Consider the following 25,847-nt stretch of genomic DNA (forward strand, 5'->3'; position numbering starts at 1 on the left):
AAGCGCCTGAAGTTATTGCGTTTTTATGACCGGGTTATGACGAAGTAGACCGTCCGGCTAAAAAAGTGGCACTTTGCCTTGATCAGTCCGCCCGCAGCACGCAGTTGCGTCCGGCGCCCTTGGCCCGGTACAGCGCCATGTCGGCGGCGGTGGCCATGCTCAAGGCGTCGTGCCCGTCCTTGAGTTGCACAACGCCGGCACTGAAGGTGCACGACAAGTCCCGGGGCTGGGCCGGGTAGTGGATTTCAGCGAAGCGGCGTCGGATTTCATCCAGCACTTTTTGTGCGGCGGCAAGGTCAGTGTTGGGCATGACGATGGCGAACTCTTCGCCACCGTAGCGGCCGATGAAGTCGGTCTTGCGCAGGCGCTGTTTGAGGAACAGGGCCAGGCTCTTGATCACCCGGTCGCCCATGGGGTGACCGTGGCTGTCGTTGACTTTCTTGAAGTGGTCGATGTCGAGCATGGCAAAGCTCAGCGGCTGTTCTTCGCGCCGTGCGCGAAAGCTGCAGTCTTCGAGCAGTTGCAGGATGTGGGTGTGGTTGTACAGGCCGGTCAGGCTGTCGCGCACCATCCGCGCCTTGAGATTGCGGGCGCGGGCGGCGCGGTTGCGCACGGTGGTAATCAGGTGGCGCGAGCGGATCGGCTTGGTCAGGAAGTCATCGCCGCCTTCGCTCATGGCATCGAGCTGTTTGTCCAGGTCGTCTTCGGCCGACAGGTAAATGATCGGCACACTGACGTAGCGATCATTGTGGCGAATGACCTTGGCAAGCTCTGTGCCGGTGCAGTCAGGCATGTACATGTCGAGGATGATCAGGTCGGGCTGGAAGTCCGCAAGCTCGGCCATGGTGCGGATCGGGTCGGTGAGGGTCCGGGTGACGATGCCGGCACTGTTGAGCAGGCGCTCGGTGTGCATGGCCTGGGCCCGGGAGTCGTCGATGATCAGCACTTTGAACGGTTCGTACTGGGTGACGCTGGTCAGCAGCTCGACCTTTTCCAGCAGGCTGGAGGCTTCCAGGGTGCCGGTGAGGAATTCCTGGCCACCGGCGCGCACCGCGGCCAGGCGTGTTGGCGTGTCGGTTTCATCGAGGCTGAAGAACAACAGCGGGACCCGCTGCTCCAGGCCTTGCTGGGCCTGGGCCGCCAGTTGCAGGCCGATGCCCGTGCCGGTGAAGTCGACATCCATGACGATGGCCGACGGCAACCGCTCGCTCATTGAGGCGCGAAAGGCATCGGCGCTGTACAAGGCTTGTACACCCAGGCCGAAGAACTCCAGTTGCTGGGCCAGGCGCTCGGCCCGATCGTGATCCTGGAGCATGATGTAGACCGGCTTGCGCAGCGGCGGCAGGGGCACTTGCTCAAGCTGGTCGCCCTGGCGCAGGCCCGTGCGTGACAGGCGCTGCATCAGGCGGTTGAGTTCACTGATCAGCGGGCTGCTCAGGCGCGCGCTGTTGGCTTCGACGGCTGTCAGGGTCTGGCCGATGGCTTCAGCCAGCAGGCTGTGCTCCGGTTGCTCGAAACGCTCGGCGTAGCGCTGCAGGCGCAGGTTGGCCTCGCACAGTTCACCGAGGTCACTCGTCGACCACTCGCTGCGCTGCAGGCGTTGCCAGATCTCGAGTATTTGCCGAGCCTGATGAATGACCCGTTGGGCAAAGTGTTGCTTGAGGCGCTCACGACTGGGGTCTTCTGGCTCGGTCATGTCCTGACTACTTATAAGAGGGTGAGGCAGTTCGAGTGATGGCTCTATGCTAGCACCACTTACTGGACAATCGAGTGCCTTGTATCAATTTACTGTACAAGTCTGTTTATTCAGTTGCCGACCCGCTAGTCGCTTATGCGAACCGGCGCGCTTGATTTATAGTGCTGTGATACTTGCCCACCCCGGCAGGCGGTGCGCAGCACAAAGCTCGCACAGCGCTGGCACGAAGCCCGGGGGTTGCGGTCGAACCCCTTGAACCGACGTGACATAAAGGACAACGCCATGCTGGACTGGAAAAACCGTACAGGCAAAGCCGAGGCGCGCGAGCGGGTCGAACCCCGCGGTGCCGCTACCCGCAGTTACTTTGGCGGGTTGTTTTTCAGCCGCGCCCTGGGTTCGCTGATCGGCATTTACCTGCTGGTGTGCGCGGGCCTGGGCTGGTACTGGAGTGCAGAGCCCGACCTGTTCCCCGTCCAGCAAAACGCCCAGATCGCCGCCGAACAGACCGGCAAGCAGATGGTGGTGGGCTACACCACGGTCGAAACCCTCAAGACCGTTGCCGGCACCCTGTTGCACAAGCCGGGCGGCTACATCTCCAACGACCGCTTCCCGCCGGGCCTGTGGATGGACAACATGCCCAGCTGGGAGTACGGCGTGCTGGTTCAGGTGCGCGACCTGAGCCGCGCCCTGCGCAAGGACTTCGCCCGCTCGCAGTCGCAGTCCGCTGAAGACGCGGACCTGGCCAAGGCCGAGCCGCGCTTCAACTTCGACAACAAGAGCTGGATCCTGCCGTCGAGCGAGTCCGAGTTCCAGGAAGGCATCAACTCCCTGACCCGCTACCAGAACCGTCTGGCCGCACCCGACCAGCCGGGCGCGCTGTTCTACACCCGTGCCGACAACCTCAACAACTGGCTCGGCGATGTCGCCACCCGTCTGGGTTCGCTGTCGCAGCGTCTGTCGGCCAGTGTTGGCCGGGTCAAGCTCAACAGCACCCTGAAGACCGAAGTCGTGGTTGCAGGCCAGGCGCCGCAGCTGGACGAGGAAGTGGTCGAAACCCCATGGCTGCAGATCGACAACGTCTTCTATGAAGCCCGCGGCCAGGCCTGGGCCCTGTCGCATCTGCTGCGCGCTATCGAAGTCGACTTCGCCGATGTACTGGCCAAGAAGAACGCCACCGTGAGCGTGCGCCAGATCATTCGTGAACTGGAAGCATCCCAGGAGCCGCTGTGGAGCCCGATGGTGCTCAATGGCAGTGGCTTCGGCATGTGGGCCAACCACTCGCTGGTCATGGCCAACTACATTTCTCGCGCCAACGCTGCAGTGATCGACCTGCGCCAGCTGCTGTCCCAGGGCTGATCGATGGCCATCTCCAAGCAAGAGGCGGCGCATCGCGCTGCCTCCGACGCCGAACTGATCGCCTGGGTCGACGAACACGACCAGCCGCTGGGTGCCTTGCCCCGCGTCGAGCTGCGCGAGAAGGGCCTGATCGGTCGCGGTACCTACATCCTGTTGTTCAACTCGGCCGGTGAGCTGTGTGTGCACCGGCGCACGGAAAGCAAAGCGATCTATCCGAGTTACTGGGATGTAGCCGCCGGCGGCATGGTGCAGGCCGACGAGAGCTTTGCCGAATCCGCTGCCCGGGAGCTGGAAGAGGAACTGGGTGTGGCCGGGGTCGAACTGACCTTCCACGAACGTTTCTTCTTCGACCAGCCTGGCAACCGGCTCTGGTGCGCGGTGTTTTCGGCCGTCTGGGACGGGCCTTTGCGCCTGCAGCCGGAGGAGGTCAGCGAAGCGCGCTTTCTGCCCCTCGAACAGGCCCTGGCCGACAGCCGGCAGCAGCCGTATTGCCCCGATTCGCTGGCTGCCCTGCAGCGCTACATCGACCGTCAAGCCTGACGTCGCTAAACCTGTGCAAAATGGCGCAGTTTTGTACTTAGCAATCGCGGCATTTATCGTTACACTGCGCGGCCTTTTAAGGCTGCCGCACCCTGGTGTGGCAGTTGCGCTGCCCCTGCCAGAGTGGGGCTTCGCGGTCGGTACCCTGCCCGGGGCGTCGACCAGTTTTTGTCCTCACCTTACGAGGATCAAAAGTGGCCAAGAAAGCCGCATCATTCGCCGCCCTCGGTGGCCTGGTGTTCTCCACTGATGCAGGTCGGCATTGTCCGGACTGCAGCAAACCCATAGATGCCTGCATCTGCAAACAGACGCTCATCCCCGAAGGCGATGGCATTGCTCGCGTGCGCCGCGAAAGCAAAGGCCGTGGCGGCAAGACGGTGACGACCATCAGCGGTGTACCGCTGCCCCTGGAACAGCTCAAGGAACTGGCCGCCACGCTCAAGCGTCGCTGCGGTACCGGCGGCGCGTTGAAAGACGGGGTCATCGAAATCCAGGGCGATCACGTCGAGCTATTGTTGGCAGAGCTGATCAAGCAAGGCTTCAAAGCGAAAAAGTCCGGCGGCTAGAGACCGCATCGCGATTTTTTGCAGTTCGCTTTCTAAACTCGTTCCCGTAGGAAGGGTCTATCCCTGAACACGGAAAATCGTCATTTCCAGGTTTTACACTGCGCCCGCCGATTGCTGGCCGGTGTTATTCGACTTTTTATATAGGGGACTTCAATGTCCGTACGACGCACACGCAAAGACGATGGCAGCCAATGGACAGTTGCGGACAGCCGCAGTGTTTACGGGATTCGCCATTGGGGGGCCGGTTACTTCGCAATCAACGAGGCCGGCCGCGTCGAAGTTCGCCCCAACGGGCCAGGCAGTGCGCCGATTGACCTGTACGAGCAGGTCGACGAGCTGCGCAAGAGCGGCCTGTCGCTGCCGCTGCTGGTGCGTTTCCCGGACATCCTGCAAGACCGCGTGCGCCAACTGACCGGCGCCTTCGACGCCAACATCGCGCGCCTTGAGTACCAGAACGTGTACACCGCCCTGTACCCGATCAAGGTGAACCAGCAGGAAGCGGTGGTGGAAAACATCATCGCCACCCAGAACGTGTCGATCGGCCTTGAGGCCGGCTCCAAGCCCGAACTGCTGGCCGTACTGGCCCTGGCACCCAAGGGCGGCACCATCGTCTGCAACGGCTACAAGGACCGCGAGTTCATTCGCCTGGCGCTGATGGGCCAGAAGCTGGGCCACAACGTCTTCATCGTCATCGAGAAAGAGTCGGAAGTGGCGCTGGTGATCGAAGAAGCGGCTGAGCTGAAGGTCAAGCCGCAGGTCGGTCTGCGCGTACGCCTGTCGTCGCTGGCGTCGAGCAAGTGGGCTGACACCGGTGGCGAGAAGTCCAAGTTCGGCCTGTCGGCTGCGCAGCTTATCTCGGTGGTGCAGCGCTTCCGCGATGCCGGCCTGGACCAGGGCATTCGCCTGCTGCACTTCCACATGGGTTCGCAGATCGCCAACCTTGCCGACTATCAGCACGGCTTCAAGGAAGCGATCCGTTACTACGGTGAACTGCGCGCCCTCAACTTGCCGGTCGATCACATCGACGTCGGTGGCGGCCTGGGTGTGGACTACGACGGTACCCACTCGCGCAACGCCAGCTCCATCAACTACGACATGGACGACTACGCCGGTGTCGTGGTCGGCATGCTCAAGGAGTTCTGCGATGCCCAGGGCCTGCCGCATCCGCACATCTTCTCGGAAAGCGGCCGCTCGCTGACCGCCCACCACGCCATGCTGGTGGTGCAGGTGACCGACGTCGAGAAGCACAACGACGAAGTGCCGGTGATCGAAGACAAGCAAAGCCTGCCGGAAACCGTGCAATGGCTGGCTGACCTGCTGGGCCCGACCGACATCGAGATGGTCACCGAGACCTACTGGCGCGCCACCCACTACATGAGCGACGTGGCCGCCCAGTACGCCGACGGCAAGATCACCCTGGCCGAGAAAGCTTTGGCCGAGCAGTGCTACTTCGCGGTATGCCGTCGCCTGCACAACTCGCTCAAGGCCCGCCAGCGCTCGCACCGCCAGGTGCTGGACGAACTCAACGACAAACTGGCCGACAAGTACATCTGCAACTTCTCGGTGTTCCAGAGCCTGCCGGATACCTGGGCCATCGGCCAGGTGCTGCCGATCCTGCCGCTGCACCGCCTGGACGAAGAGCCGATGCGCCGCGCAGTACTGCAAGACCTGACCTGTGACTCCGACGGCAAGATCAACCAGTACGTCGACGAGCAGAGCATCGAGACCAGCCTGCCGGTCCACGGGATCAACGAGGGTGAGGACTATTTGCTGGGCATCTTCCTGGTGGGCGCCTACCAGGAAATTCTTGGCGACATGCACAACCTCTTTGGCGATACCGACTCGGTGAACATCTACCAGAACCCGAACGGTAGCGTGTACCACGCCGGCATCGAGACCCACGACACCATCGAGGACATGCTGCGTTACGTGCACCTGTCGCCGGAGGAGTTGATGACGCACTACCGTGACAAGTGCGCCAGCGCCAAGATCACGGCGCGCGAGAAGACTCAGTTCCTCGATGCATTGCGCCTGGGGCTGACACGCTCTTCGTACCTGTCGAGCTGATGTTGTAGGAGCGGGCTTGCCCCGCGATGGCGGTGTGTCAGTCACACCGCCATCGCGGGGCAAGCCCGCTCCTACAAGCGTCTGACGAACCACCCATCGATCCGCTGCAAGCGCCACCCCATCAGCGCCAGTGTCACTGCCCGCAGTGCCATGAACAGCAAGAACCCCATCCATAACCCATGGTTGCCCAGCCCCGTGGCCAGCCAGGCAAACGGCAAGGCAATGGCCACGCTGATCAGCATGGCGTTGCGCATCTCCCGCGCCCGTGTCGCGCCAATGAACAGTCCATCGAGCAAATAGCTCCATACCGCCACCAGGGGCAACAGCGCCAGGTACGGCAGGTACTGGTACGCCGTTTCGCGCACGCTGGCGATGTCGGTCTGCATGTTGATGAACAGGTGCCCGCCAAACAGGAACAGTACGGCGAACCCGCTGCTGGCCAGCAATGACCAGCCGCAGGCCACGGTAAGTGAGCGGCGCAGGGCCTGGCGATCGCCGGCGCCAATGGCGTGGCCGCACAAGGCCTCGACCGCATGGGCCAGGCCGTCGAGCGCATAGGCGGTGAGCAGCAGGCCATTGAGCAGCAGGGCATTGGCGGCAACCGTGGATTCGCCCAGGCGGGCACCTTGCACGGTGATCAGGAAGAACACCGCCTGCAGGGCCAGGCTGCGAATGAAGATGTCGCGGTTGACCGCCAGCAACGGCCGCCAGCTCTGCCAGCGGGCCAGCAGGGCCCAGGCGATGTGTCCGGGGTAGGTGCGCAGGGCCGGGCGGGTGAGTGCCAGGCCCAGCAGGGCCGCGCTCCATTCGGCGATCACCGAGGCACGGGCCGAGCCCAGCACGCCCCAGTCCAGGCCCAGCACGAACCACAGGTTCAGGGCGATGTTGAGCAGGTTGGTGGTCAGCAGAATGGCCAGGGGCGCGCGGGCGTTCTGGGTGCCGAGGAACCAGCCCACCAGGGCGAAGCTGGCAAGCGCTGCCGGCAAACCCAGAAGGCGGGTCTGGAAGAAATCCTGGGTGGACTGCTCCAGCGCCGCCGAGGGCTGCATCAATTGCAGCGCCAGGTGGCTGAAGGGCACGGCCAGCACACCCAGCAGCACGGCGAACAGCATCGCCAGGATCAAACCCTGTACCAGCACCTGACGCAACGCCGCACCATCGGAGCGTCCTGCCGCCTGGGCGGCGAAGCCGGTGGAGCCCATGCGCAAAAAGCCCATCACCCAGGCCAGGAAGGTATACAGGCTGGCGCCCACCGCCACAGCGCCCAGCTGATGCGCATGGGGCAGGTGGCCGATGACGGCGCTGTCGACCAACGCCACCAGCGGTACGGAAATATTCGAGAGAATCATCGGCGCGGCCAGGGCCCAGACCTTGGTGTGGGTCGGGCGGTCGCGCCAGTCGGTCAGCAATCGGGACATGTCGGCTCCAGGCAAGCCGGACATTGTAGCTGCTGCGGGCACCAAATCACTTCAATGGGGTCTGAGCTCGGCGTCGCCGCGCTCGGTTGTTGCGTGGGTGATATATAGTTCTCCCTTCAGAACCCGCTGCCAAAGAGTGATTTCCATGCTCAACAAAGGATTGTTGCTGGCCTGCGCGCTGGCCTTGCTCAGTGCCTGCGACTCGTCTGCCCCAGACAAGCCCGCCACCGCGCCAACGCCCGCGCCGACCCAGGAAGCCGCCCCGGCGCCCAAGCCTGCGCGCGAAAGTGCCGAGACCCTGGCCCAACGCTATGCCGGTCGTGAGTTGAGCGTGGTGGATGTTTCCGAAGTCCAGGTCGATGGCGCCAGTGCGCTGTCCCTGACGTTCTCGGTGCCGCTGGACGCCGAGCAGAACATCGCCGACCGGGTGCACCTGGTCGACACCGTCAAAGGCAAGGTCGACGGCGCCTGGGAGCTTTCCGACAACGGCATGGAGTTGCGCCTGCGCCACCTGGAGCCCCAGCGCAAGCTGGTGCTGACGGTCGATGCCGGGCTGCAGGCCGTCAATGGCAAGCGTCTGGCCGCAGAGTCGGTGAGCCGTCTGGAAACCCGCGACATGCAGGCCACCATCGGTTTTGCCAGCCGCGGCTCGCTGCTGCCGACCCGTCTGGCCGAAGGCCTGCCGGTGATTGCCCTGAACGTCGACAAGGTCGATGTCGAGTTCTTCCGCATCAAGCCTGAATCCCTCGCCACCTTCCTCAGTGCCTGGGGCCGCAACAGCAGCCTGTACTACTACCAGTCCAAGGAAACCCTGGACATGGCCGAGCTGGTCTACAGCGGCCGCTTCGATCTCAACCCCGCACGCAACACCCGCGAAACCGTGCTGCTGCCGATCGCCGGCATCAAGCCGCTGCAGGAGCCGGGGGTGTACCTGGCCGTGATGCGCGCCTCCGGCACCTATGACTATTCGCAACCGGCGACCCTGTTCACCTTGAGTGACATCGGCGTGTCGGCCCACCGCTACCACAACCGCATGGATGTGTTCACCCAAGGCCTGGAAGGTGGCAAGGCCCTGAGCGGCGTGGCCCTTGAGTTGCTCGATGCCGAAGGCCGCGTACTCGGCCAGGGCAAGACCCACAGCGACGGCCATGCGCAACTGCCGATGCCGCCCAAGGCCGAAGTATTGTTGGCCCATCAGGGCGTGCACACCACGATGCTGCGCCTGAACAACGCGGCACTGGACCTGGCCGAGTTCGACATCACCGGCCCCCAGGCCAACCCCCTGCAGTTCTTCGTGTTCGGCCCGCGCGACCTCTACCGTCCGGGTGAAACCGTGCTGCTCAATGGCTTGCTGCGCGACCAGGATGGTCGTCCGCTCAAGCCGCAGCCGGTGACCGTGGAAGTGCGCCGCCCGGATGAGCAGATCAGCCGCAAGTTCGTCTGGGAGCCGGGCAGCAATGGCCTGTACCAGTACTCGCTGCAACTGGCCAGCGAAGCCCCGACCGGGCGCTGGCAGTTGTTGTTCGACCTGGGCGGTGGCAAGAAGCAGATCTATGAGTTTCTCGTCGAAGACTTCTTGCCCGAGCGCCTGGCGCTGGAACTCAAGGGCAGCGATGCGCCCCTGAGCCCGGAGCAGACCGCTGAAATCGACGTGGATGGCCGCTACCTCTACGGCGCGCCGGCCTCGGGCAACCGCTTGAGCGGCCAGGCCTATCTTCGTCCGCTGCGTGAGGCGGTGCCGGCGCTGCCGGGCTATCAGTTCGGCTCGATCACCGAGCAGGAGCTGAGCCAGGACCTGGAGCTGGAGGAGGTCAACCTGGATGCCGAGGGTAAAGCCACGTTGAGCATCGAGAGCAAATGGGCCGAGGCCCGCTCGCCGCTGCAACTGACCGTGCAGGCCAGCCTGCAGGAGTCTGGCGGACGTCCCATTACCCGCCGCCTGGAGCAGCCGATCTGGCCAGCCGAGCGTCTGCCGGGATTGCGCGGGCTGTTCGACGGTGAAGAAACCGACAGCGATGGGCCGGTGGAATTCGAAGTGCTGGTCGCCGACCGCGACGGCAACAAACTGGCGGCCGACAACCTCAAGGTCCGCCTGATCCGTGAGCGCCGTGACTACTACTGGAACTACTCCCAGAGCGACGGCTGGAGCTACAACTTCAACGAGAAATTCCTGACCCAGAGCGAAGAGACGGTCAGCGTCAAGGCGGGCGGCACCGCGCGACTCAACTTCCAGGTCGAATGGGGCCCGTACCGCGTCGAGGTCGAAGACCCGCAGACAGGCCTGGTTTCCAGCGCCCGCTTCTGGGCCGGCTACCGCGCCCAGGACAATGCCGACGGGGGGGCGGTACGCCCGGACCAGGTCAAGCTGGCACTGGACAAACCCTCCTATGCCGATGGTGCTACGGCTTCTATCACCGTTACCCCGCCTGCGGCCGGTACCGGCTACTTGATGGTCGAGTCCAGCGATGGACCGCTGTGGTGGCAGGAAATCGACGTGCCGGCCGAGGGCAAGACCTTCGCCGTCAAGCTCGACCCCAAATGGGCCCGCCATGACTTGTATGTGAGTGCCCTGGTGATCCGTCCGGGCGAGCGCAAGGTCAATGCCACGCCCAAGCGTGCCGTGGGTGTCCTGCACCTGCCGCTGGACCGCGCCGAACGCAAGCTGGCCGTGACGCTCAGCGCACCGGAAAAGATGCGTCCTAAGCAGCCGCTGACCGTCAAGGTGCAGGCACGCAATGCCGACGGCAGCGTGCCCAAAGAGGTGCATGTGCTGCTGGCGGCGGTGGACGTGGGGATTCTCAATATCACCGACTACCCGACCCCGGACCCGTTCACCGGCCTGTTCGGGCGCAAGGCCTATGGCGCTGATCAGTTGGACATCTATGGCCAGTTGATCGAAGCCGGGCAGGGCCGTCTGGCCAGCCTGGCGTTCGGTGGCGATGCGGGCATGGCCAAGGGCGGCAAGCGTCCCAATACCAGCGTCACCATCGTTGCCCAACAGAGTGCGCCGGTGACGCTCAACGAACAGGGCGAGGGTGAGGCCACCGTCGACATTCCGGACTTCAACGGCGAGCTGCGGCTGATGGCCCAGGCCTGGACCGACGAGCGCTATGGCGTTGCCGAAGGCAAGACGGTGGTTGCCGCCCCACTGATTGCCGAACTCTCGGCGCCGCGCTTCCTGGCCGGTGGTGACCGCACCACGCTGGCGCTGGACCTGTCGAACCTGTCGGGGCAGGCACAGAAGCTCACGGTGCGGGTAAGCACCGAAGGCCAACTGAGCCTGTTGGGCGCGGCCGAACAGAGCCTCGACCTGACCCAGGGCAAGCGCGTCACGCTGCTGGTGCCGGTGCAGGCCAATGGCGGCCTGGGGCAAGGCAAGGTCAAGGTCGAAGTGCTGGGCCTGCAACTGCCGGGTGAACAGGCCGCTGCCTTTACCCGCGACTGGACCCTGGGCGTCCGCCCGGCCTATCCGGCCATGCTCAAGCACTATCGTGTGGCGCTCAAGGATCAACCCTGGAGCCTGCCCGAGGGCGATCTGGCCGCGTTCGAGCCGCAAGGTCTGGAAGCCACGCTGGCGTTGTCCAGCCGTCCGCCGCTGAACCTTGCCGAGCAGATTCGCGCCCTGGAAGCCTACCCGTATGGCTGCCTGGAGCAGACCGCCAGTGGCCTGTACCCCTCGCTCTACGCCGATGCTGCAACCCTCAAGCGCCTGGGCATCACCGGCGAGCCGGCCGAGGTGCGCAAGCGCAAGATCGAGATGGGCATCGAGCACTTGCTGGGCATGCAGCGCTACAACGGCAGCTTCGGCTTGTGGAGTGCGGATGACCAGGAAGAGTATTGGCTGACCGCCTATGTCACTGACTTTTTGCTACGCGCCCGTGAACAGGGTTATGCCGTACCGGCCGAAGCCCTGAAAAAATCCAGCGAGCGCCTGCTGCGTTACCTGCAGGAGCGCAACCTGATCGAAGTCAGCTACAGCAAGAACGCCGAGCACAGCCGCTTTGCCGTTCAGGCCTACGCGGCACTGGTGCTGGCGCGTACGCAACAGGCGCCACTGGGTGCGCTGCGCAGCCTGTTCGAGCGGCGCAGCGATGCCCGTTCCGGCTTGCCGCTGGTACAGCTGGCCATCGCCCTGGACAAGATGGGCGACAAACCGCGGGCCGAGCAGGCCTTGCAGGCGGGCCTGGCGGTCAGCCGCAGCAGCGACGACTGGCTGGGTGACTACGGCAGCCCCGTACGTGACCAGGCCTTGATCCTGGCCTTGCTTGAAGAGAACAACCTGGCCAGTAGCACCCTTGATGCGCGGTTGTTCGAGCTGTCGGATGAGCTGGCGGCCAGCCGCTGGTTGTCGACCCAGGAGCGTAACGCGCTGTTCCTCGCCGGCCGTGGCCTGCTGGGCAAGCCGGAAGGCAAATGGACGGCACGCCTGGACAGCGCCGGTGAAGTGCGCGAGCTGGATGCGGCGCAATCGGGATTGAAACTCGAGGGCCCGTTGCTGGCTTCACCGCTGACCGTGCAGAACCAGGGCAGCGACACGCTGTTCCAGCAACTGACCGTGTCTGGTTACCCGCGCCAGGCCCCGGCGGCCAGCAGCAACGGCATGACCATTCGCCGCGATTTCCTCGGCATGAATGGTCAGGCGCTGGACCTGGGTAATCTCAAGAGCGGTGACCTGGTGCTGGTGCACCTGGCATTGACGTCGACAACGCGGGTGCCGGATGCCCTGGTGGTCGACTTGTTGCCGGCGGGCCTGGAGCTTGAAAACCAGAACCTGGCGCAAAGCGCGGCCAGCCTTGAGAACGCCAGTAGCGCCGTGAAACAGTGGCGTGAGTCGATGCAGAACGCCAACGTGGTGCACCAGGAGTTTCGCGATGACCGCTACGTGGCGGCGCTGAACCTTGAAGGTTATGGCACCACCCACTTGCTATACCTGGCGCGCGCCGTGACGCCGGGCACCTACCGGGTGCCACCGCCGCAGGTGGAGTCGATGTACCGGCCGAATGTGCAGGCGGTGGGCGAGACAGCAGGAGAGTTGGTGGTGAAGGCCCGTTGATCGCGGGGCAAGCCCGCTCCTACCGGTAGGAGCGGGCTTGCCCGGCGATTGTTCAATGAATGATCCAGCTCAGCACCCACAACCCCAGCACCAGCCAGATGATGCCGAGGATGATCGAGGCACGCATGAAGGCACGGATGGCCGAGTACAGCAGCATCAGGCCGATGATCAGGGCGATGATGCTGACCAGCGAGGTGTCCATGCCCAGTGTGCGTGCCAGGCCATCGATGAAGTTGCCACCAGCGTTGGCCAGCAGGTTGAACAACCCGCTCAGGCCGTCGACGACAAAGCGGATCAGTGCGCCGAGTGCCTGGCCAAGCCACTCGAAAAAACCTTCTACATGCATAGTTGCTTCCTGATGATCGAATCGGCGAGTCTGCCGTTGCCAAGCCTTTGGCCATTTACTGGCCGAGTCAGTTCCCTGTTCTCCAGCCGTGACAAGGTTGCCCGATGCTCATCTTAGCTCGCCCGCGCAGTCCGATGGCGAAACGGCTGGGTGCCGCCGCAGGGGCTGTGTTGCTGCTGTGCGCCTTGCTGTGGGGTGCCGATCGCCTGTGGCCATTGCCCCTGCCGGCCGATGACCTGGCGCGGGTCGTGCTGGCCGAGGACGGTACGCCCCTCTGGCGTTTTGCCGATGCCGAGGGCGTGTGGCGCTACCCGGTGAGCAGCGATCAGGTGTCGCCGTATTACTTGCAGGCGTTGCTCACCTACGAAGATCGCTGGTTCTATCACCACCCCGGGGTCAATCCCCTTGCGCTGGGCCGGGCGGCCTGGCAGAACCTGCGCGGCGGGCGGGTGGTGTCGGGGGGCAGCACGCTGTCGATGCAGGTGGCCCGCTTGCTCGAACCGCATCCGCGTACCTTGCCCGGCAAGCTGCGCCAGTTGTGGCGCACCGCGCAGCTGGAGTGGCACCTGTCCAAGGCGCAGATCCTGGAGATCTACCTCAACCGCGCCCCCTTTGGCGGCACCTTGCAGGGCGTGGCCGCCGCCAGTTGGGCGTACCTGGGCAAATCGCCGCTGCACCTGACCCCTGCGGAGGCAGCGTTGCTGGCGGTGTTGCCCCAGGCACCGAGCCGCTTGCGTCCGGACCGCCACCCGGCGCGGGCGCAAGTGGCCCGCGACAAGGTGCTGCAACGCCTGCTCGACTACCAGGTGTGGCCGCAGCAACGGGTGAGCGAGGCGTTGGAGGAACCCCTGCTGCTGGCGCCCAGGCAGGAGCCGGCCCTGGCGCCCTTGCTGGCCCGGCGCCTGAACCGGCCACACAGCCCACCGCTGATTCGCACCACCCTCGACGCCTCGTTGCAACGTCGCCTTGAAGACCTGCTGCTGGGCTGGCGTGCACGCCTGCCAGAACGCACCTCGGCGGCGATCCTGGTGGTGGAGGCGCAGAACATGGCGGTGCGCGCCTACCTGGGGTCGGTGGACTTGAACGACGAGCGCCGCTTCGGCCACGTCGACATGATCAGCGCACTGCGCTCGCCGGGTTCCACGCTCAAGCCCTTCCTTTATGGCATGGCCATGGACGATGGCCTGATCCATTCCGAATCGCTTCTGCAAGATGTTCCCAGGCGTTATGGCGACTATCGGCCAGGGAATTTCTCCATGGGCTTCAGCGGGCCGGTGGCGGCCAGTTCCGCCTTGGCGCTGTCGCTGAACCTGCCGGCGGTGCAGTTGCTTGAGGCCTATGGGCCCAAGCGATTTGCCGCGCAGATGCGCAGCGGCGGCGTGCCCCTGACCCTGCCGCCCTTGGCCGAGCCGAACCTGTCGCTGATCCTGGGCGGTGCCGGCAGTCGCCTTGAAGAGCTGGTGGCTGGCTACGGCGCGTTGTCCCGTGGGGGGCTGAGTGCGCCGATCCGTTTGCAGCCGGATGCGCCGTTGGCCGAGCGCCGGCTGTTGTCGCCGGGTAGCGCCTGGATCATCCGGCGCATTCTCAGTGGCCAGGCCCGCCCGGATCGCGACCCCCATGCCGAGTTGGTGCAGCGCCCGCTGCTGGCGTGGAAGACCGGCACCAGTTATGGCTTCAGGGACGCCTGGTCGATTGGCGTCGGCCCGCGTTACCTGATCGGCATCTGGATTGGCCGGCCCGACGGTACCCCCGTGCCCGGGCAGTTCGGCCTGGCCTCCGCCGCGCCGCTGATGCTGCAGGTTCACGATGTATTGAGTAACCGCGACAGCCAGCGCCGCATTGCTGCTCCGGTGGCCGCGGTACCTGCCAATGTCGGCGTGGCGGCGATCTGCTGGCCGTTGGGGCAACCACTGGCCCGGCAGGACGTCAATTGCCGGCGCCAACGCTTTGCCTGGACCCTGGACGGCACCACGCCACCCACCTTGCAGGCGGCCGACCAGCCCTTGAGCGTGGGCTTGCGCGAAACCGTATGGGTGAACGGCCAGGGGTTGCGGGTCGATGCCAGCTGTAGCGGTGCCGAGCCCAGGGAAATTGTCTTGTGGCCCGCGCCCCTGGAGCCCTGGCTGCCGCGGGTCGAGCGGCGCGACGCGCGGCTGCCCAAGGTCGATCCGGCGTGCCCGCCCCAGGTGCCTGCCAGCTCGCCACCGCTGTCCATTGTCGGTGTGCGCCAGGGCGATGAGCTGCGCCGCCCGGCCGCCAGCAGCGAGCCGTTGCGTCTTGAGGTGTCGGCACTGGGAGGCAGCGGCAAGCGCTGGTGGTTCCTTAATGGCGCGCCGCTGGGCGAGTCGGTTGGCCAGGAGCGCCTGAGTGCGCGGTTCGAGCAAGCCGGGCAGTTTGAGTTGAGTGCGCTGGACGAGAGCGGGCACACCGCCCGGGTCGAGTTCCAGGTCAATGAGTAAGGCGCCTGGGCGCCTTCAATTGGATATAGCGCCAAAGTGGAGTGCGCCTCGACATCCCTTTGCCAGGCGCGTAAGCCGTTGAATCACAACCCCGTTTTTTATCCTGTTCAAAGGTATAGAAAGGGTTAATACCAAGTTCCGAATTGTCCGCCGTCGTTGCCCGCGTTCAGATGCCTGCAACAGAGATCGGCGCTGCGTGTGTCGCTCTCAAACAACGAGCTGCGGCAACGGAGTCGCCCATGAAAACGCAAGCGTGGAAAGCAAGTACGGCCCTGGCCCTGATCCTGGCGGTGAGCCTGGGTGGATGCAGCAGCGGAGGCGGCGGCTCCAAGAGCCATGTCGACAGTTCGACACCCACTGAGGCCGGTTCCGACACGGGGGCCGGTGGCAGCAGTGATGGAACCGCAGGGGGCGGCACTGGTGGCATCGGTGGAACAGGAGATGGCCTGGCCGGTGGTGGCGCGGGTACTGGCGGTACGGGCAGTGCAGGCGGTTCTGGTGGGACCGGAGGTACAGGTGGCACTGGTGGAACGGGCGGGGGTGATGGCGGCACTGGCCCCGGCGGTGAAAACCCCGGCACTGGTAATCCAGGCACCGGCAATCCAGGCGGTGGCGACCCGGGCGGCGGCACTACCACGCCCTTGGTTACTGGCCAGGTGGTTGATCAGGTGGGCAATGCCGTGGCCGGTGTCGGTACGGGAGTCGCTGGCGTAGGTGCGAGCGTGGATTCGTTGCCTGTCCTGGGAAGTACCGGCGCCGGCGGCCTGGTGACCTCCGCCGGCACCGCCGTGAACAGCATCGGTAGCGGGGTCAGTGACGGGCTCGGCCAACTGGGCGCCGGCGGCAATGCCATCGGCACCACAGTGGCCGGTGTCGGCCAGGGCGTATCGGACCTTGGCGGTGGTGTACAGCAACTGGGCGGCAGCGATCTGATCGAGCACATTCCCGTGGTGAACACCGTGGTCGGTCATGTCGGGCAGGCCGTGACCATGCTCGGCGATACCTTGAGTACCCAGAGCACCACCGGCCCCTTGGGCGGCCTCAATGAGGGTGTGAGTAATAAGGTGTTGGTCCCGGTGGTCTCGCTGGTGGAAACCACCACTAACAATCTCGGCAGCCAGACCAGGCTCGGTGGCCCGCTGGACTCGGTGGTCAGCAAGGTCGGCGGTACGCTCGAGGGGGTGGGTGACAAGATCGCCAGTGCCGGTGGCAGCAATCCGCTGACCACGGCCGTCGGCAACCTGGCCAGCACGGTCGGCGGTGCAACCAGTACGTCCGGCGAACTGGTGAACGGCCCTGGCGGCAAGCCAGGCCTGCTGGAAACGGTCGGCGGCGCGGTGGCCGGTGTCGGCACCGGTCTTGATGCCGGCAGTAATAACGCCTTGCTCAGCACCACCGGCACCGCTGCGGCAGCGGTAGGTAACAGCGTGGCTTCGCTGGGCACGGTCATGGGTGGCAATGGCGTGGCCAGCGCTAGCGCGGGTGTGCCGACTGCCGCGCTGACCGGCACTGTGGGCGCTGCGGTGACGCCCGTCGTGACGAGCGTCGCCAGCGTCACCTCACAAGTGGGGGCGGCAACCGGCATCGGTGCACCGGTCGACGGCCTGGTGAGCAAGGTGGGTGGGGCGGTCAGCAGTCTGGGCAACCAGGTGGATGCGGCCAGCAGCAACCCGGTGGTCAGTTCCGTGGGCGCTGCCGTCAACGAAGTGGGTAAAACAGTCGATCAGGTGGGCGGCTTGCTTGCCCCGGAAGGGCAGCAGGGCGGTGGCCTGGGCGGCGCACTCAGTGGACTGGCGGGCGGCCTCAAACATGGGCTGACGGGGGCGCAGCCTTGAGGCACTGCCTTCATTAGACGATTGTTCGGGCAACACCTACGCTTGAGTCTGACGAGGGAACCACGTGGGTTCCCTCGTATTTTCGGGAACATGGAGCGTCCAATGCGTCCATTGGTTGTTGCGATTCTGGGGTTGTCCTGGGCCAGTGTGCTAAGTGCAGAACCCCTGCCAAGTTTCCTCAACAGCAACGATGTCGAACGCAGCCTGCCGGCACCGAACCTGCCCGCCGATGCCTTCCGGCCCACGACGCCAGACCTGCAGACGCCCGCGCCCGCCCCCCAGCAGCAACCTCTGCTGATGAGTACCCGGGTGATGGTGCGCAAGGTGCGCATCGAGGGCGGCACGATCTACCCCTTGAGTGACCTGCGTGATAACTACCAGGACCTGGTCAACCGCGAAGTCACCCTGGCCGAACTGATCGAGGCGACCCGGCGCCTGACTCAGCGCTACCAGCACGATGGTTACCTGCTTTCGTACGCCTACCTGCCGCCTCAGGACTTTGCCGATGGGCGTGTGCGGGTGGTGCTGGTCGAAGGCTATATCCGTGACTTTGAACTGCATGGCGATGTTGGCCCGGCATCGGCGTACCTGGACAAACTGTTCAGCCGGCTCAAGGCCGAGCGCCCCCTTACGCGTCAGTCCTTCGAGCGCTACACCTCATTGATGAGCCGGGTGCCTGGCATAACCTTCCAGGCGCAGGTGCCGCCGCCGGGCACCACCGATGGCGCGACCAAACTGATTGCCCAGGCTTCACGCAAGCCGTTCACCTCGACCCTGAACCTGACCGACGGTAGCCGCGACGACATCCAGGCGCTGTTGGGGGTGAGCAGCAACGCCCAGACGTCATTGGCCGAGCAGGTGAGCTTCAGTGCCCTGTTCCCGCCGGGGGATGATGATGAACACTACTATCGCCTGGACTACGCCCAGTACCTGGACAGCGAGGGCAGCCAACTGACCCTGTCGGCCTCGCAGTACCGCAGCGACCCCAGCGCCCTGGTGCGCCTGAACAACGGCATCAATCTGAAGCAGCACCGCGAGAACGACCGCTATTCGATTGGCCTTGGCCAAACGCTGATCGCCTCGCCCAACGAATGGCTCAGCGTTGCTGCGCGCCTGTATGCCGTCAATGACAACACCGATTACCGGGTCGTCGGCTTCCCGCTCAAGATCAGCAGCCGCACCGACCTGAGGGCCCTGGCCTTCGAGGGAGACTGGCGTGTGGCGGATGCCCGGCAACTGCGCATCGTCAGTGTCGGGGCCTATCAGGGCCTGGATTACCTGGGGGCCAAGACCGACAGCGACATCGACCTGGATTTTCTGCGCCTGCGCCTGTCGGGCGTGCAGAGTGACCGGTTCTTTGACAATTGGCAGGGCGTGGCCTCGGCGGCGTTGTACTGGAGCGGCGACAGCCTGCCAGACAGCGAGCGGGCGGTGTTTGGTGGGCAGAGCTTCGGCCGTGGTTACCCCAGTGACCAGGCGTCTGGCGACAAGGGCTGGGGCGCAGCTTATGAGGTGAACTACAGCTTCAAGCGTGAGGGCGACTGGCTGAAGATCCTGCAGCCCTATGTGGTGCTGGATGCAGCGCGCAGCTGGTTCAACGAGCTGGAAGTGCGCGACTCGACGCTGTCGTCGGCGGCACTGGGGGTGCGCTTTGGCGATGCCCGTTACTACAACATCTCCCTGGAAGCGGCCAAGCCGATGTCGGACATCGCCCTGGACAGTTTCAATCGGCGGCCACGGTACACCTTGAGTTTCAGCTACCAGCTATAGCGACCGCTCCAAATCACCCCCCCGGGGTAGGAGCGGGCTTGCCCCGCGAAAGGCCGGTACAGCCAGAAAAATGGGTGTTGCCCGAACGATTGATCGCGGGGCAAGCCCGCTCCTACCGGTCGAATCGGGGGGGTGAACATTAGTCATCGCGGGGCAAACCCGCTCCTGCCGGGGATGGGGAAACCCGGTGGGGCGGGCCTGTCCCGCGATGAAGTCGCAGGTCAGTTCACCAGGTGCAGGCGTGGCTTGGGGAAGAGGTTGTCGAGGGTTTCCAGCAGGCGAGTGTGGTAGATGGGCTTGCGAAACAGGTCCAGCACCTGCAAGCGCAGCAGGTCACTGATGTCGTCCATGTCGGCGTGCCCGGAGGTGACGATCACCGGCAGGTGCTGGCGGGCGGTGTGCTCGCGCAGGCGCTTGATCAGTGAAATGCCACTCTCTTCGGGCATGCGCAGATCAGTGATCACCAGCGCCACGTCCGGGTGGCGAGTGAGCTGCTGCAGGGCGAGTTTCACCGAGGTAGCCGTGTAGCAGCAAAAACCCTCGTTCTCCAGCAGCTCGGCCAGTTCCAGCAAGGCATCTTCTTCGTCATCCACCAGGAGAATCTGTTGACGTGTAGTTGGCATGGGCATTCCTTTATCGGTGGTGGATGTCTTTACTTTTTTTTACTACTCCGCCTTAGGAGGCTCTAGGGATGTTTTGATTGTTTCAAATGTGGTTTTGACATGCTTGGAGATATCCCCAACGAACCCCGCCAATACCACCGCCACCATCGCTGCAATGATGGCGTATTCGATACCGGACGCCCCGTCCTTGCGATGGAAGAATTCTTTGCAGCTCTTGAGAATCCGGGATACACGCATGGCACTTCTCCTTGCGCACAACGGCGCAGATGACAGGGGCGGGTCGATGATTCCCCTTTGCCATCACAGCATCGTCAACCACTGAAAAACCAGCAAATGTAAGAAGGCATTAATACGAAAGTGATAGCGCGAAAACTGACGCCAGTAAGTCGTTGATTCAGGGGGCTGTCAGCATTACGGCGGAAAAATTTCTGGCGGGTAATGGCGTTTTGTCTTCACTGCGCTACCGTCAAATAGCGAAATCGTTGCTTTCTTGGCAACACAGTTGGCCGGTTCAAAGGCGGTTGCGAGGGACGGGCAGGGCAGTTGGAGGACCGGCATGGGCAGTCGCTTAACCATCATTCTTGCGGGATTTTTTTTGCTGGGGGCTTTGCTGGCAGGCTATTGGGGGCTGGAACTCAGCCGTCCTGCCCAGGCCCCTGTCGCAGCGCCTGTTGCCGCCCCTGTGGTGGAACAGGTGGTCACCAGCGCCACGGACGAAATGCGCCAGCCCGTGGTGGTCCTGCGCCGCGATGTGGCGCCCTATACCCCCCTCACTGCCGACGACCTGCTGCTGGAGCGCTTGCAGGTAGCCCCCGCGGGCAGCTTCCAGACCTTCGAGCAAGTGCTCGGGCGCAGTAGCTGGCGGGCCCTGTCCGCCGGCACCTGGCTGGAGCAGGGCAGTTTCGACGCCGGCGGGCCGCTGGCGCGGATGATCCATCCCCATGAGCGTGCTCTGGCCGTCGCTGTCGATGAAGTGATCGGTGCGGCCGGACAGTTGAGCCCAGGCGACTACGTCGATGTGCTGCTCTACCTGCGCGAGGCCAACCAGAACCCCCAGGCCACCGCCCAGGTGGTGCTGCCGGCGCTGCGCGTGCTCAGTGTCGGGGCCCAGATGGGGTTGGGCAACGACGGCAGGGCGGTCACTCCCCCGCAGGATGAAAAGGCTCGTCAGGACGCGCAACGCAATGCGGCGCGCACGGTGGTGCTGGCAGTCCCCGAGAAGCTGGCCAGCCGCTTGATGCTTGCCACCCAAACCGGCAGCTTGCGCCTGGCGGTGCGCAGCGCCGAAGAAAAACGCCTGGCGCAGTATTGGGCCAATCCCCAGGGCAGCACGGTGGAAGTGGACAACGCCAACCGCGAACTCTATCGCTTCAGTCAGTTGGCCCAGGCACCGGTGCCTCAGGCGGTGGCCAGCACCTCGCCGCGTCGCGGCATGGAAATCATTCGAGGCAACCAATCCCTCCAACCCACTCCCTGATCCAACCAGCCAGGATGCCCTTCAATGAGCAGTCGTTCCGTGCGGGTAACTCAACAAGTGCTGTGCGTTTGGCTGTGCGCCGCCGCACTGGCTTCCCAGGCCCAGGCGGCCTCTACCGGGTGCGCGGCGATGGAGCGGCTGCCCGCGGCTATCGAGATCGACCAGGGCCTGCAACAAGAGGTGCGGGTGCCGGTGAACATCACCCGGGTTGCAGTGGGCGACTCGAAAATCGCCGATGTGCAGGCCAGCGGCGATGACGCGGTATTGCTGACGGCACTGGCGCCCGGTGCCACCAGCCTGATGCTCTGGACTGCCTGCTCCAAGGCCCCCCGCCAGGCCATGGTGTTCGTCAAGGGCGCCGCCACTGTCGACATGGCCGAGAGCGCCCTGCCGCCGTCGCAAGACCCGGTACTGCCCAGCCAGGTACAAGCGGATATCCGCTTTGTCGAAGTCAACCGCACCAAGTTCAAGGAGGCGGGGGCGCGACTGTTTTTCAAAGGCTCCAACAATGCCCTGTTCGGCTCGCCGGGCACGGTGCCCAATACCTTCGTCAGGCCCGACCATGTACCGGGGGTAATGACCGCACCTGGGGTATACGCCGATGTACGCCCGGGCATCCCGCTGGACAACGACGTGTTCAACATTGTCTTTGGCGGCGGCAGCAGCCGGTTTCTCGCCGCCATCAATGCCCTGGAAAACAGCGGCTTTGCCTACACCCTGGCGCGTCCCAGCCTGGTGGTGCTCAGCGGTATGACCGCAAGCTTTCTGGCCGGCGGCGAGATCCCCATTCCGGTGCCCAGCAGTGGTAGCGACAGTGTGTCGATCGAGTACAAGGAATTTGGTATTCGCCTGGCCTTGTCGCCCACCGTGGTCAGCCGCGACCGTATCACCCTCAAGGTGGCGCCAGAGGTCAGCGAGCTGGATTACGGCAAGGCTGTCAACATTGCCGGGACCCTGGTGCCTGGGCTTACGGTACGACGCACCGACACTAGTATTTCCCTGGCCGATGGCGAGAGTTTTGTCATCAGCGGCCTGATCAGCAGCACCACCCGCTCGGCGGTGGACAAGTTCCCCGGGCTGGGCAACCTGCCGGTCATCGGGGCGCTGTTTCGCCAGTCGTCAGTGGCGCGCGATGAAACCGAACTGCTGATGATCGTCACCCCGCACCTGGTCCAGCCCCTGGCGGCCAATGCGCAATTGCCGTCGCTGCCGGGTGAAGGGCTGCGCACGTATGACCCGAGCTGGGGCCGGCTGTTCTTCCTGGAAAACGGCGACTTCGAGGGTCGCAGCGGGTTATCCCAATGAGCGAAAGCCTGAGTCAGACCTTTCTTGCCATCACCCGCAACGACGAGGACCTGCAATGGTTGCAAGGCGCCCTTGCCCCCTTGGGGCAAGTGGTCGGTACCGGGCGCGGCAGCCTTGACGAGTTGCTGGCGCTGATTGATGTCACCTTCGCCAACCTGATCTTCGTCGGCCTGGACCGCGAGCACGTGGTGAATCAGTGCGCCATGATCGAAGGGGTGCTCGAAGCCAAACCGATGCTGGCGATCGTTGCCCTGGGTGACGGCATGGACAACCAACTGGTGCTGAACGCCATGCGTGCGGGCGCCCGTGATTTCGTCGCTTACGGCTCGCGCGCAAGCGAGGTGGCCGGGCTGGTTCGGCGCCTGGGCAAGCGCTTGCCGGCGGTCACCAGCAACCCGAGCCTGGGTGGCCTGACGGTCCTTTACGGCAGCCAATGCGCCTCCGACGGTGCCTTGCTCACCACGCACCTGGCCCGTGTCGTCCAGGGCAGTGGCCAGCAGACCCTGTTGCTCGACCTGGGCTTGCCGCGTGGCGACAGCCTAGCCCTGCTGGGCCTCGAGGCGTCGTTTCATTTCGGTGATGCCCTGCGGCACCTTCGACGCCTGGACAACACCTTGATCGACAGTGCTTTCACCCGTGAGAGTTCCGGCCTGCGCCTGCTGGCCTATGCCGATGACGACGAGCCACTGGAGCGCACCAGCGCTGCCGAGCTGTACATGCTGCTCAGCGCCTTGCGCCAGCATTTCCAGCACATTGTGGTGAACCTCACCGGCCAGCCCGACTGCGAAGCCTTGCGCACCTTTGTCAGCCACTGCGACAAGCTGATCTGGTACACCGACCAGAATGTCCTGGAGTGCAGGCGCAACCTGGATGTGCTGACCTTGTGGCGGGAAAAGGGCATGAAGCTTGAGCATGCCAGCCTGCTGGTAGACCGCTACCTCAAGGGCGTCGCCCCGGACTCCGAAGCCCTGAGCAAGCGTTATGGCCTGCCGTTGCTGGTGGTGTTGCCCTACAGTCCCGAGGTGCGCCTGAATGCCAAGAACCAAGGGCTGACACTGTTTGAACTGGCCCCGCGAGAAAGCCTCACCCATCACCTCAAGGCCCTGGGCGAGCGCCTGGCCCGGCGCTCCGAGCACAACAAACAGCCGTCGGGCAACTGGCTCAATCGGCTCTGGGGGCAAAAATGAGCAGCACCGATGAGCTGTTTGGCGGCCTTCGGCACAACCTGGGCAGCGACCCGCAGGGGCTCAAGCGTGCCCTGCACCGGTTCATCATCGATGCCATCGAGGACAGCGGGCGCAATTTGCTGGAAGGCTCGCGGCCGGCCTTGGCGCAGTTCGTGGTCGAGCAGGTGGGTGACTACATTGCCCGCTTGCACCTGGCCTTGTCGCGCTACGAGATGGAGCGCCTGGCCGAGGAGATTGTCGATGAACTGACCGGCTTCGGTCCGCTGGAGGTGCTGCTGCGCGACGCCAGCGTCACCGAGATTCTGGTCAACGGCCCGCACCGGGTGTTTATCGAGCGGGCCGGCGTGCTGCAACAAACCGACTTGCGCTTTATCGACGCCCATCATGTGGAGCGGGTGATGCAACGCATCCTTGCACCGCTGGGGCGGCGCCTGGATGAGTCGTCGCCGATGGTCGATGCGCGCATGCCCGACGGTAGCCGGGTCAATGCGATCATCCCGCCGGTAGCGCTGGACGGGCCGTGCCTGTCGATCCGTAAATTCCGCAAGGACATGCTCAAGAGTGCCGACCTGCTGGCCACCGGCACCATCGACGTGGACATCCTGGCGTTTCTTCAGTTGGCGGTGGCCAAGCGTTGCAACATCCTGGTCAGCGGCGGTACCGGCACCGGCAAGACCACGTTGCTGAACATCCTCAGCCAATTGATCACGCCCCATGAACGTCTTGTGAGCATCGAGGATGTGGCCGAGCTGCAACTGGACCATCCCCATGTGGTGCGCCTGGAAACCCGCCCGCCCAATGCCGAGGGGCACGGTGAGATCAAGGCCAGCGAACTGATCCGCAACGCCTTGCGGATGCGCCCGGACCGCATCCTGCTTGGCGAGATTCGCGGCGTTGAAGTGCTGGATGTGCTGACGGCGATGAACACCGGCCACGACGGTTCCATGAGTACCGTCCATGCCAATACCGCCCAGGATGCCTTGCTGCGCCTGGAAACCCTGGTGGGCCTGACAGGGCGCCAGGTGGCTGAGAAAACCTTGCGGCAAATGATCTGCGCGGCGTTGGATGTGGTGATCCAGCTCACCCGGCTGGCCGATGGCCGACGCTGTGTCAGCGAAGTGCTGGAGGTGGTGGGCGTGCGTGATGATGTGTATGTCACCAACACCCTGTTCCGCCTCGACCGGCGCCCCGGCGAGGGCTTCACCCGTGAGGCGCCGAACCCGGCCGGGGCAAAACTGCGTCGGGAGTTCACGGAGCCACAGCCATGATCGCGCTGGTGCTCGGGCTGATGTGTCTGGCGATGCTGGGCGTATCGATTCGGTTGTTCTATGCCGGCATGCGCAAGTCGGCGACCGAGCGCATCCTGCAACGGCTCGGGCAGGCCCAGTCAACCTCATCGGCCGTGGCTGCTCCCCGGCGCGACTGGCTTGATCGCCTGTTGCTGCGTGCGGGTATGGAGCGGCACAACGAACGCCTGGTGTTGTGGCTGACGATCTGGGCGCTGTTGTCGCTGTTCATCGGACTGGGTCTGGGATGGCTGGCAGGCGTTGGCCTGATGCTGTCGGGCCCTTTGTTGTTTCGTCTGTACCTGGGCTGGCGCTATCACCGTCGGCGCCAGCGCATGATCGAGCAGTTGCCGCAGTTGCTCGACCACAGCGTGCGCAGCCTCAAGGCCGGGCGCACCCTGAGCGATGCCGTGTTGGGCGCAATCGACGCCGCCAGGCAGCCCTTGCAGGGCGCCATGCAGCGGGTGCGGCGCAACGTGCAAATGGGCGTGGCCCTGGACGATGCCCTGCAAGACCTGGCCGAGCTGTATGACCAGGACGAATTGCGCCTGTTCGCCCTGGGGCTGCGGATCAATCATCGCTATGGCGGTAATGCCAGCGAGCTGCTGGAAAACCTCATCAAGACCATCCGCGAGCGCGAGCAGGGCGCCCGCCAACTGCGTGCCATGACTGGCGAAACGCGCATGACCGCCGTGGTGCTCGGGTCGCTGCCCGTGAGCATGGCCGCCTACTTTCTGTTCAGTAACCCCAAGTACCTGTTGAGCATGTGGCAGGACAGCAGCGGCCAGATGATGTTGGTCACAGCCTTTGCCCTGCAGGTGTTCGGCTGTCTGGCGCTGTGGCGCATGTTGCGGAGTCAGTGA

19 protein-coding genes are annotated in these 25,847 nt (G+C 64.3%); 14 read left to right on the forward strand and 5 right to left on the reverse strand.

Annotated elements, in window-relative coordinates:
- Positions 1 to 82: 82 nt before the first annotated feature.
- Positions 83 to 1,696: a response regulator gene (locus U9R80_RS02760; RefSeq protein WP_301838133.1), complete on the reverse strand. Its 1,614-nt coding sequence runs from the start codon at positions 1,694 to 1,696 to the stop codon at positions 83 to 85.
- A gap of 282 nt (positions 1,697 to 1,978) precedes the next feature.
- On the opposite strand from U9R80_RS02760, the gene U9R80_RS02765 reads away from it, so the two are divergent.
- The 4 genes from U9R80_RS02765 to speA all read left to right on the forward strand — a co-directional run bounded on the left by U9R80_RS02765 (position 1,979) and on the right by speA (position 6,225).
- Entirely contained in the window at positions 1,979 to 3,052 is a 1,074-nt protein-coding gene (locus tag U9R80_RS02765) for a DUF2333 family protein (protein ID WP_301838130.1), read from the forward strand.
- Positions 3,053 to 3,055: 3 nt separating this feature from the next.
- Positions 3,056 to 3,592: an NUDIX hydrolase gene (locus U9R80_RS02770; protein WP_301838121.1), complete on the forward strand. Its 537-nt coding sequence runs from the start codon at positions 3,056 to 3,058 to the stop codon at positions 3,590 to 3,592.
- A gap of 194 nt (positions 3,593 to 3,786) precedes the next feature.
- Entirely contained in the window at positions 3,787 to 4,158 is a 372-nt protein-coding gene (locus U9R80_RS02775; protein WP_301838119.1) for a translation initiation factor Sui1, read from the forward strand.
- A gap of 153 nt (positions 4,159 to 4,311) precedes the next feature.
- Complete coding sequence (gene speA / locus U9R80_RS02780) at positions 4,312 to 6,225, forward strand: arginine decarboxylase (protein ID WP_301838118.1); 1,914 nt, start codon at positions 4,312 to 4,314, stop codon at positions 6,223 to 6,225.
- 71 nt (positions 6,226 to 6,296) lie between these two features.
- On the opposite strand, the gene U9R80_RS02785 is transcribed toward speA, so the two are convergent.
- Positions 6,297 to 7,643, reverse strand: a complete 1,347-nt coding sequence (locus U9R80_RS02785; protein ID WP_301838116.1) for an MATE family efflux transporter — start codon at positions 7,641 to 7,643, stop codon at positions 6,297 to 6,299.
- Positions 7,644 to 7,788: 145 nt separating this feature from the next.
- Here U9R80_RS02785 and U9R80_RS02790 point away from each other — a divergent pair, with 145 nt between their 5' ends.
- Positions 7,789 to 12,696: an alpha-2-macroglobulin family protein gene (locus U9R80_RS02790; protein ID WP_301838113.1), complete on the forward strand. Its 4,908-nt coding sequence runs from the start codon at positions 7,789 to 7,791 to the stop codon at positions 12,694 to 12,696.
- A 52-nt stretch (positions 12,697 to 12,748) separates the two neighbouring features.
- Here the strand turns inward: U9R80_RS02790 and U9R80_RS02795 are convergent, their stop codons facing one another.
- Positions 12,749 to 13,042: a hypothetical protein gene (locus tag U9R80_RS02795; protein ID WP_133216558.1), complete on the reverse strand. Its 294-nt coding sequence runs from the start codon at positions 13,040 to 13,042 to the stop codon at positions 12,749 to 12,751.
- Positions 13,043 to 13,146: 104 nt separating this feature from the next.
- Between U9R80_RS02795 and pbpC the strand changes: the two genes are divergently transcribed.
- The 4 genes from pbpC (at position 13,147) to U9R80_RS02815 (ending at position 19,106) form a co-directional block, all read left to right on the forward strand.
- Positions 13,147 to 15,501 carry a peptidoglycan glycosyltransferase PbpC gene (pbpC, locus tag U9R80_RS02800; RefSeq protein ID WP_301838104.1) on the forward strand — a complete coding sequence of 785 codons (2,355 nt, stop codon included), beginning with the start codon at positions 13,147 to 13,149 and terminating at the stop codon, positions 15,499 to 15,501.
- Positions 15,502 to 15,894: 393 nt separating this feature from the next.
- Positions 15,895 to 16,215 (forward strand): hypothetical protein, encoded by a 321-nt coding sequence (locus U9R80_RS02805; protein WP_301838103.1) that lies wholly within the window; start codon positions 15,895 to 15,897, stop codon positions 16,213 to 16,215.
- A gap of 8 nt (positions 16,216 to 16,223) precedes the next feature.
- Positions 16,224 to 17,336 carry a collagen-like triple helix repeat-containing protein gene (locus tag U9R80_RS02810; protein ID WP_301838099.1) on the forward strand — a complete coding sequence of 371 codons (1,113 nt, stop codon included), beginning with the start codon at positions 16,224 to 16,226 and terminating at the stop codon, positions 17,334 to 17,336.
- A gap of 102 nt (positions 17,337 to 17,438) precedes the next feature.
- Positions 17,439 to 19,106 carry a ShlB/FhaC/HecB family hemolysin secretion/activation protein gene (locus tag U9R80_RS02815; RefSeq protein WP_301838098.1) on the forward strand — a complete coding sequence of 556 codons (1,668 nt, stop codon included), beginning with the start codon at positions 17,439 to 17,441 and terminating at the stop codon, positions 19,104 to 19,106.
- A 221-nt stretch (positions 19,107 to 19,327) separates the two neighbouring features.
- Here the strand turns inward: U9R80_RS02815 and U9R80_RS02820 are convergent, their stop codons facing one another.
- Complete coding sequence (locus U9R80_RS02820) at positions 19,328 to 19,735, reverse strand: response regulator (protein ID WP_301838096.1); 408 nt, start codon at positions 19,733 to 19,735, stop codon at positions 19,328 to 19,330.
- Between the two features lie 36 nt (positions 19,736 to 19,771).
- The gene (locus tag U9R80_RS02825; RefSeq protein WP_301838095.1) at positions 19,772 to 19,966 is read right to left on the reverse strand and encodes a Flp family type IVb pilin; all 195 of its coding nucleotides are present in this window, start codon (positions 19,964 to 19,966) and stop codon (positions 19,772 to 19,774) included.
- A 319-nt stretch (positions 19,967 to 20,285) separates the two neighbouring features.
- Between U9R80_RS02825 and cpaB the strand changes: the two genes are divergently transcribed.
- The 5 genes from cpaB to U9R80_RS02850 are packed head-to-tail and all read left to right on the forward strand — an operon-like array spanning position 20,286 to position 25,847.
- Complete coding sequence (gene cpaB / locus U9R80_RS02830) at positions 20,286 to 21,206, forward strand: Flp pilus assembly protein CpaB (protein WP_301838094.1); 921 nt, start codon at positions 20,286 to 20,288, stop codon at positions 21,204 to 21,206.
- Positions 21,207 to 21,230: 24 nt separating this feature from the next.
- Positions 21,231 to 22,511, forward strand: a complete 1,281-nt coding sequence (locus U9R80_RS02835; protein ID WP_301838092.1) for a type II and III secretion system protein family protein — start codon at positions 21,231 to 21,233, stop codon at positions 22,509 to 22,511.
- The gene (locus U9R80_RS02840) at positions 22,508 to 23,698 is read left to right on the forward strand and encodes a pilus assembly protein (protein WP_301838089.1); all 1,191 of its coding nucleotides are present in this window, start codon (positions 22,508 to 22,510) and stop codon (positions 23,696 to 23,698) included. The genes U9R80_RS02835 and U9R80_RS02840 overlap by 4 nt, the downstream gene beginning before the upstream one ends.
- Positions 23,695 to 24,966 (forward strand): CpaF family protein, encoded by a 1,272-nt coding sequence (locus U9R80_RS02845; protein ID WP_301838088.1) that lies wholly within the window; start codon positions 23,695 to 23,697, stop codon positions 24,964 to 24,966. Before U9R80_RS02840 ends, U9R80_RS02845 begins: the two co-directional genes overlap by 4 nt.
- Positions 24,963 to 25,847 carry a type II secretion system F family protein gene (locus tag U9R80_RS02850; RefSeq protein ID WP_301838087.1) on the forward strand — a complete coding sequence of 295 codons (885 nt, stop codon included), beginning with the start codon at positions 24,963 to 24,965 and terminating at the stop codon, positions 25,845 to 25,847. The genes U9R80_RS02845 and U9R80_RS02850 overlap by 4 nt, the downstream gene beginning before the upstream one ends.

Source organism: Pseudomonas sp. JQ170C, assembly GCF_035581345.1.
Classification (GTDB): domain Bacteria; phylum Pseudomonadota; class Gammaproteobacteria; order Pseudomonadales; family Pseudomonadaceae; genus Aquipseudomonas.

Excerpts from the sequence above, each read along its gene's own strand:
- U9R80_RS02760 (WP_301838133.1), bottom strand. The coding sequence starts at position 1,696 with ATGACCGAGCCAGAAGACCCCAGTCGTGAGCGCCTCAAGCAACACTTT.
- U9R80_RS02765 (WP_301838130.1), top strand. The coding sequence starts at position 1,979 with ATGCTGGACTGGAAAAACCGTACAGGCAAAGCCGAGGCGCGCGAGCGG.
- U9R80_RS02770 (WP_301838121.1), top strand. The coding sequence starts at position 3,056 with ATGGCCATCTCCAAGCAAGAGGCGGCGCATCGCGCTGCCTCCGACGCC.
- speA (WP_301838118.1), top strand. The coding sequence starts at position 4,312 with ATGTCCGTACGACGCACACGCAAAGACGATGGCAGCCAATGGACAGTT.
- U9R80_RS02785 (WP_301838116.1), bottom strand. The coding sequence starts at position 7,643 with ATGTCCCGATTGCTGACCGACTGGCGCGACCGCCCGACCCACACCAAG.
- U9R80_RS02790 (WP_301838113.1), top strand. The coding sequence starts at position 7,789 with ATGCTCAACAAAGGATTGTTGCTGGCCTGCGCGCTGGCCTTGCTCAGT.
- U9R80_RS02795 (WP_133216558.1), bottom strand. The coding sequence starts at position 13,042 with ATGCATGTAGAAGGTTTTTTCGAGTGGCTTGGCCAGGCACTCGGCGCA.
- pbpC (WP_301838104.1), top strand. The coding sequence starts at position 13,147 with ATGCTCATCTTAGCTCGCCCGCGCAGTCCGATGGCGAAACGGCTGGGT.
- U9R80_RS02815 (WP_301838098.1), top strand. The coding sequence starts at position 17,439 with ATGCGTCCATTGGTTGTTGCGATTCTGGGGTTGTCCTGGGCCAGTGTG.
- U9R80_RS02820 (WP_301838096.1), bottom strand. The coding sequence starts at position 19,735 with ATGCCCATGCCAACTACACGTCAACAGATTCTCCTGGTGGATGACGAA.
- U9R80_RS02825 (WP_301838095.1), bottom strand. The coding sequence starts at position 19,966 with ATGCGTGTATCCCGGATTCTCAAGAGCTGCAAAGAATTCTTCCATCGC.
- cpaB (WP_301838094.1), top strand. The coding sequence starts at position 20,286 with ATGGGCAGTCGCTTAACCATCATTCTTGCGGGATTTTTTTTGCTGGGG.
- U9R80_RS02835 (WP_301838092.1), top strand. The coding sequence starts at position 21,231 with ATGAGCAGTCGTTCCGTGCGGGTAACTCAACAAGTGCTGTGCGTTTGG.
- U9R80_RS02840 (WP_301838089.1), top strand. The coding sequence starts at position 22,508 with ATGAGCGAAAGCCTGAGTCAGACCTTTCTTGCCATCACCCGCAACGAC.
- U9R80_RS02845 (WP_301838088.1), top strand. The coding sequence starts at position 23,695 with ATGAGCAGCACCGATGAGCTGTTTGGCGGCCTTCGGCACAACCTGGGC.
- U9R80_RS02850 (WP_301838087.1), top strand. The coding sequence starts at position 24,963 with ATGATCGCGCTGGTGCTCGGGCTGATGTGTCTGGCGATGCTGGGCGTA.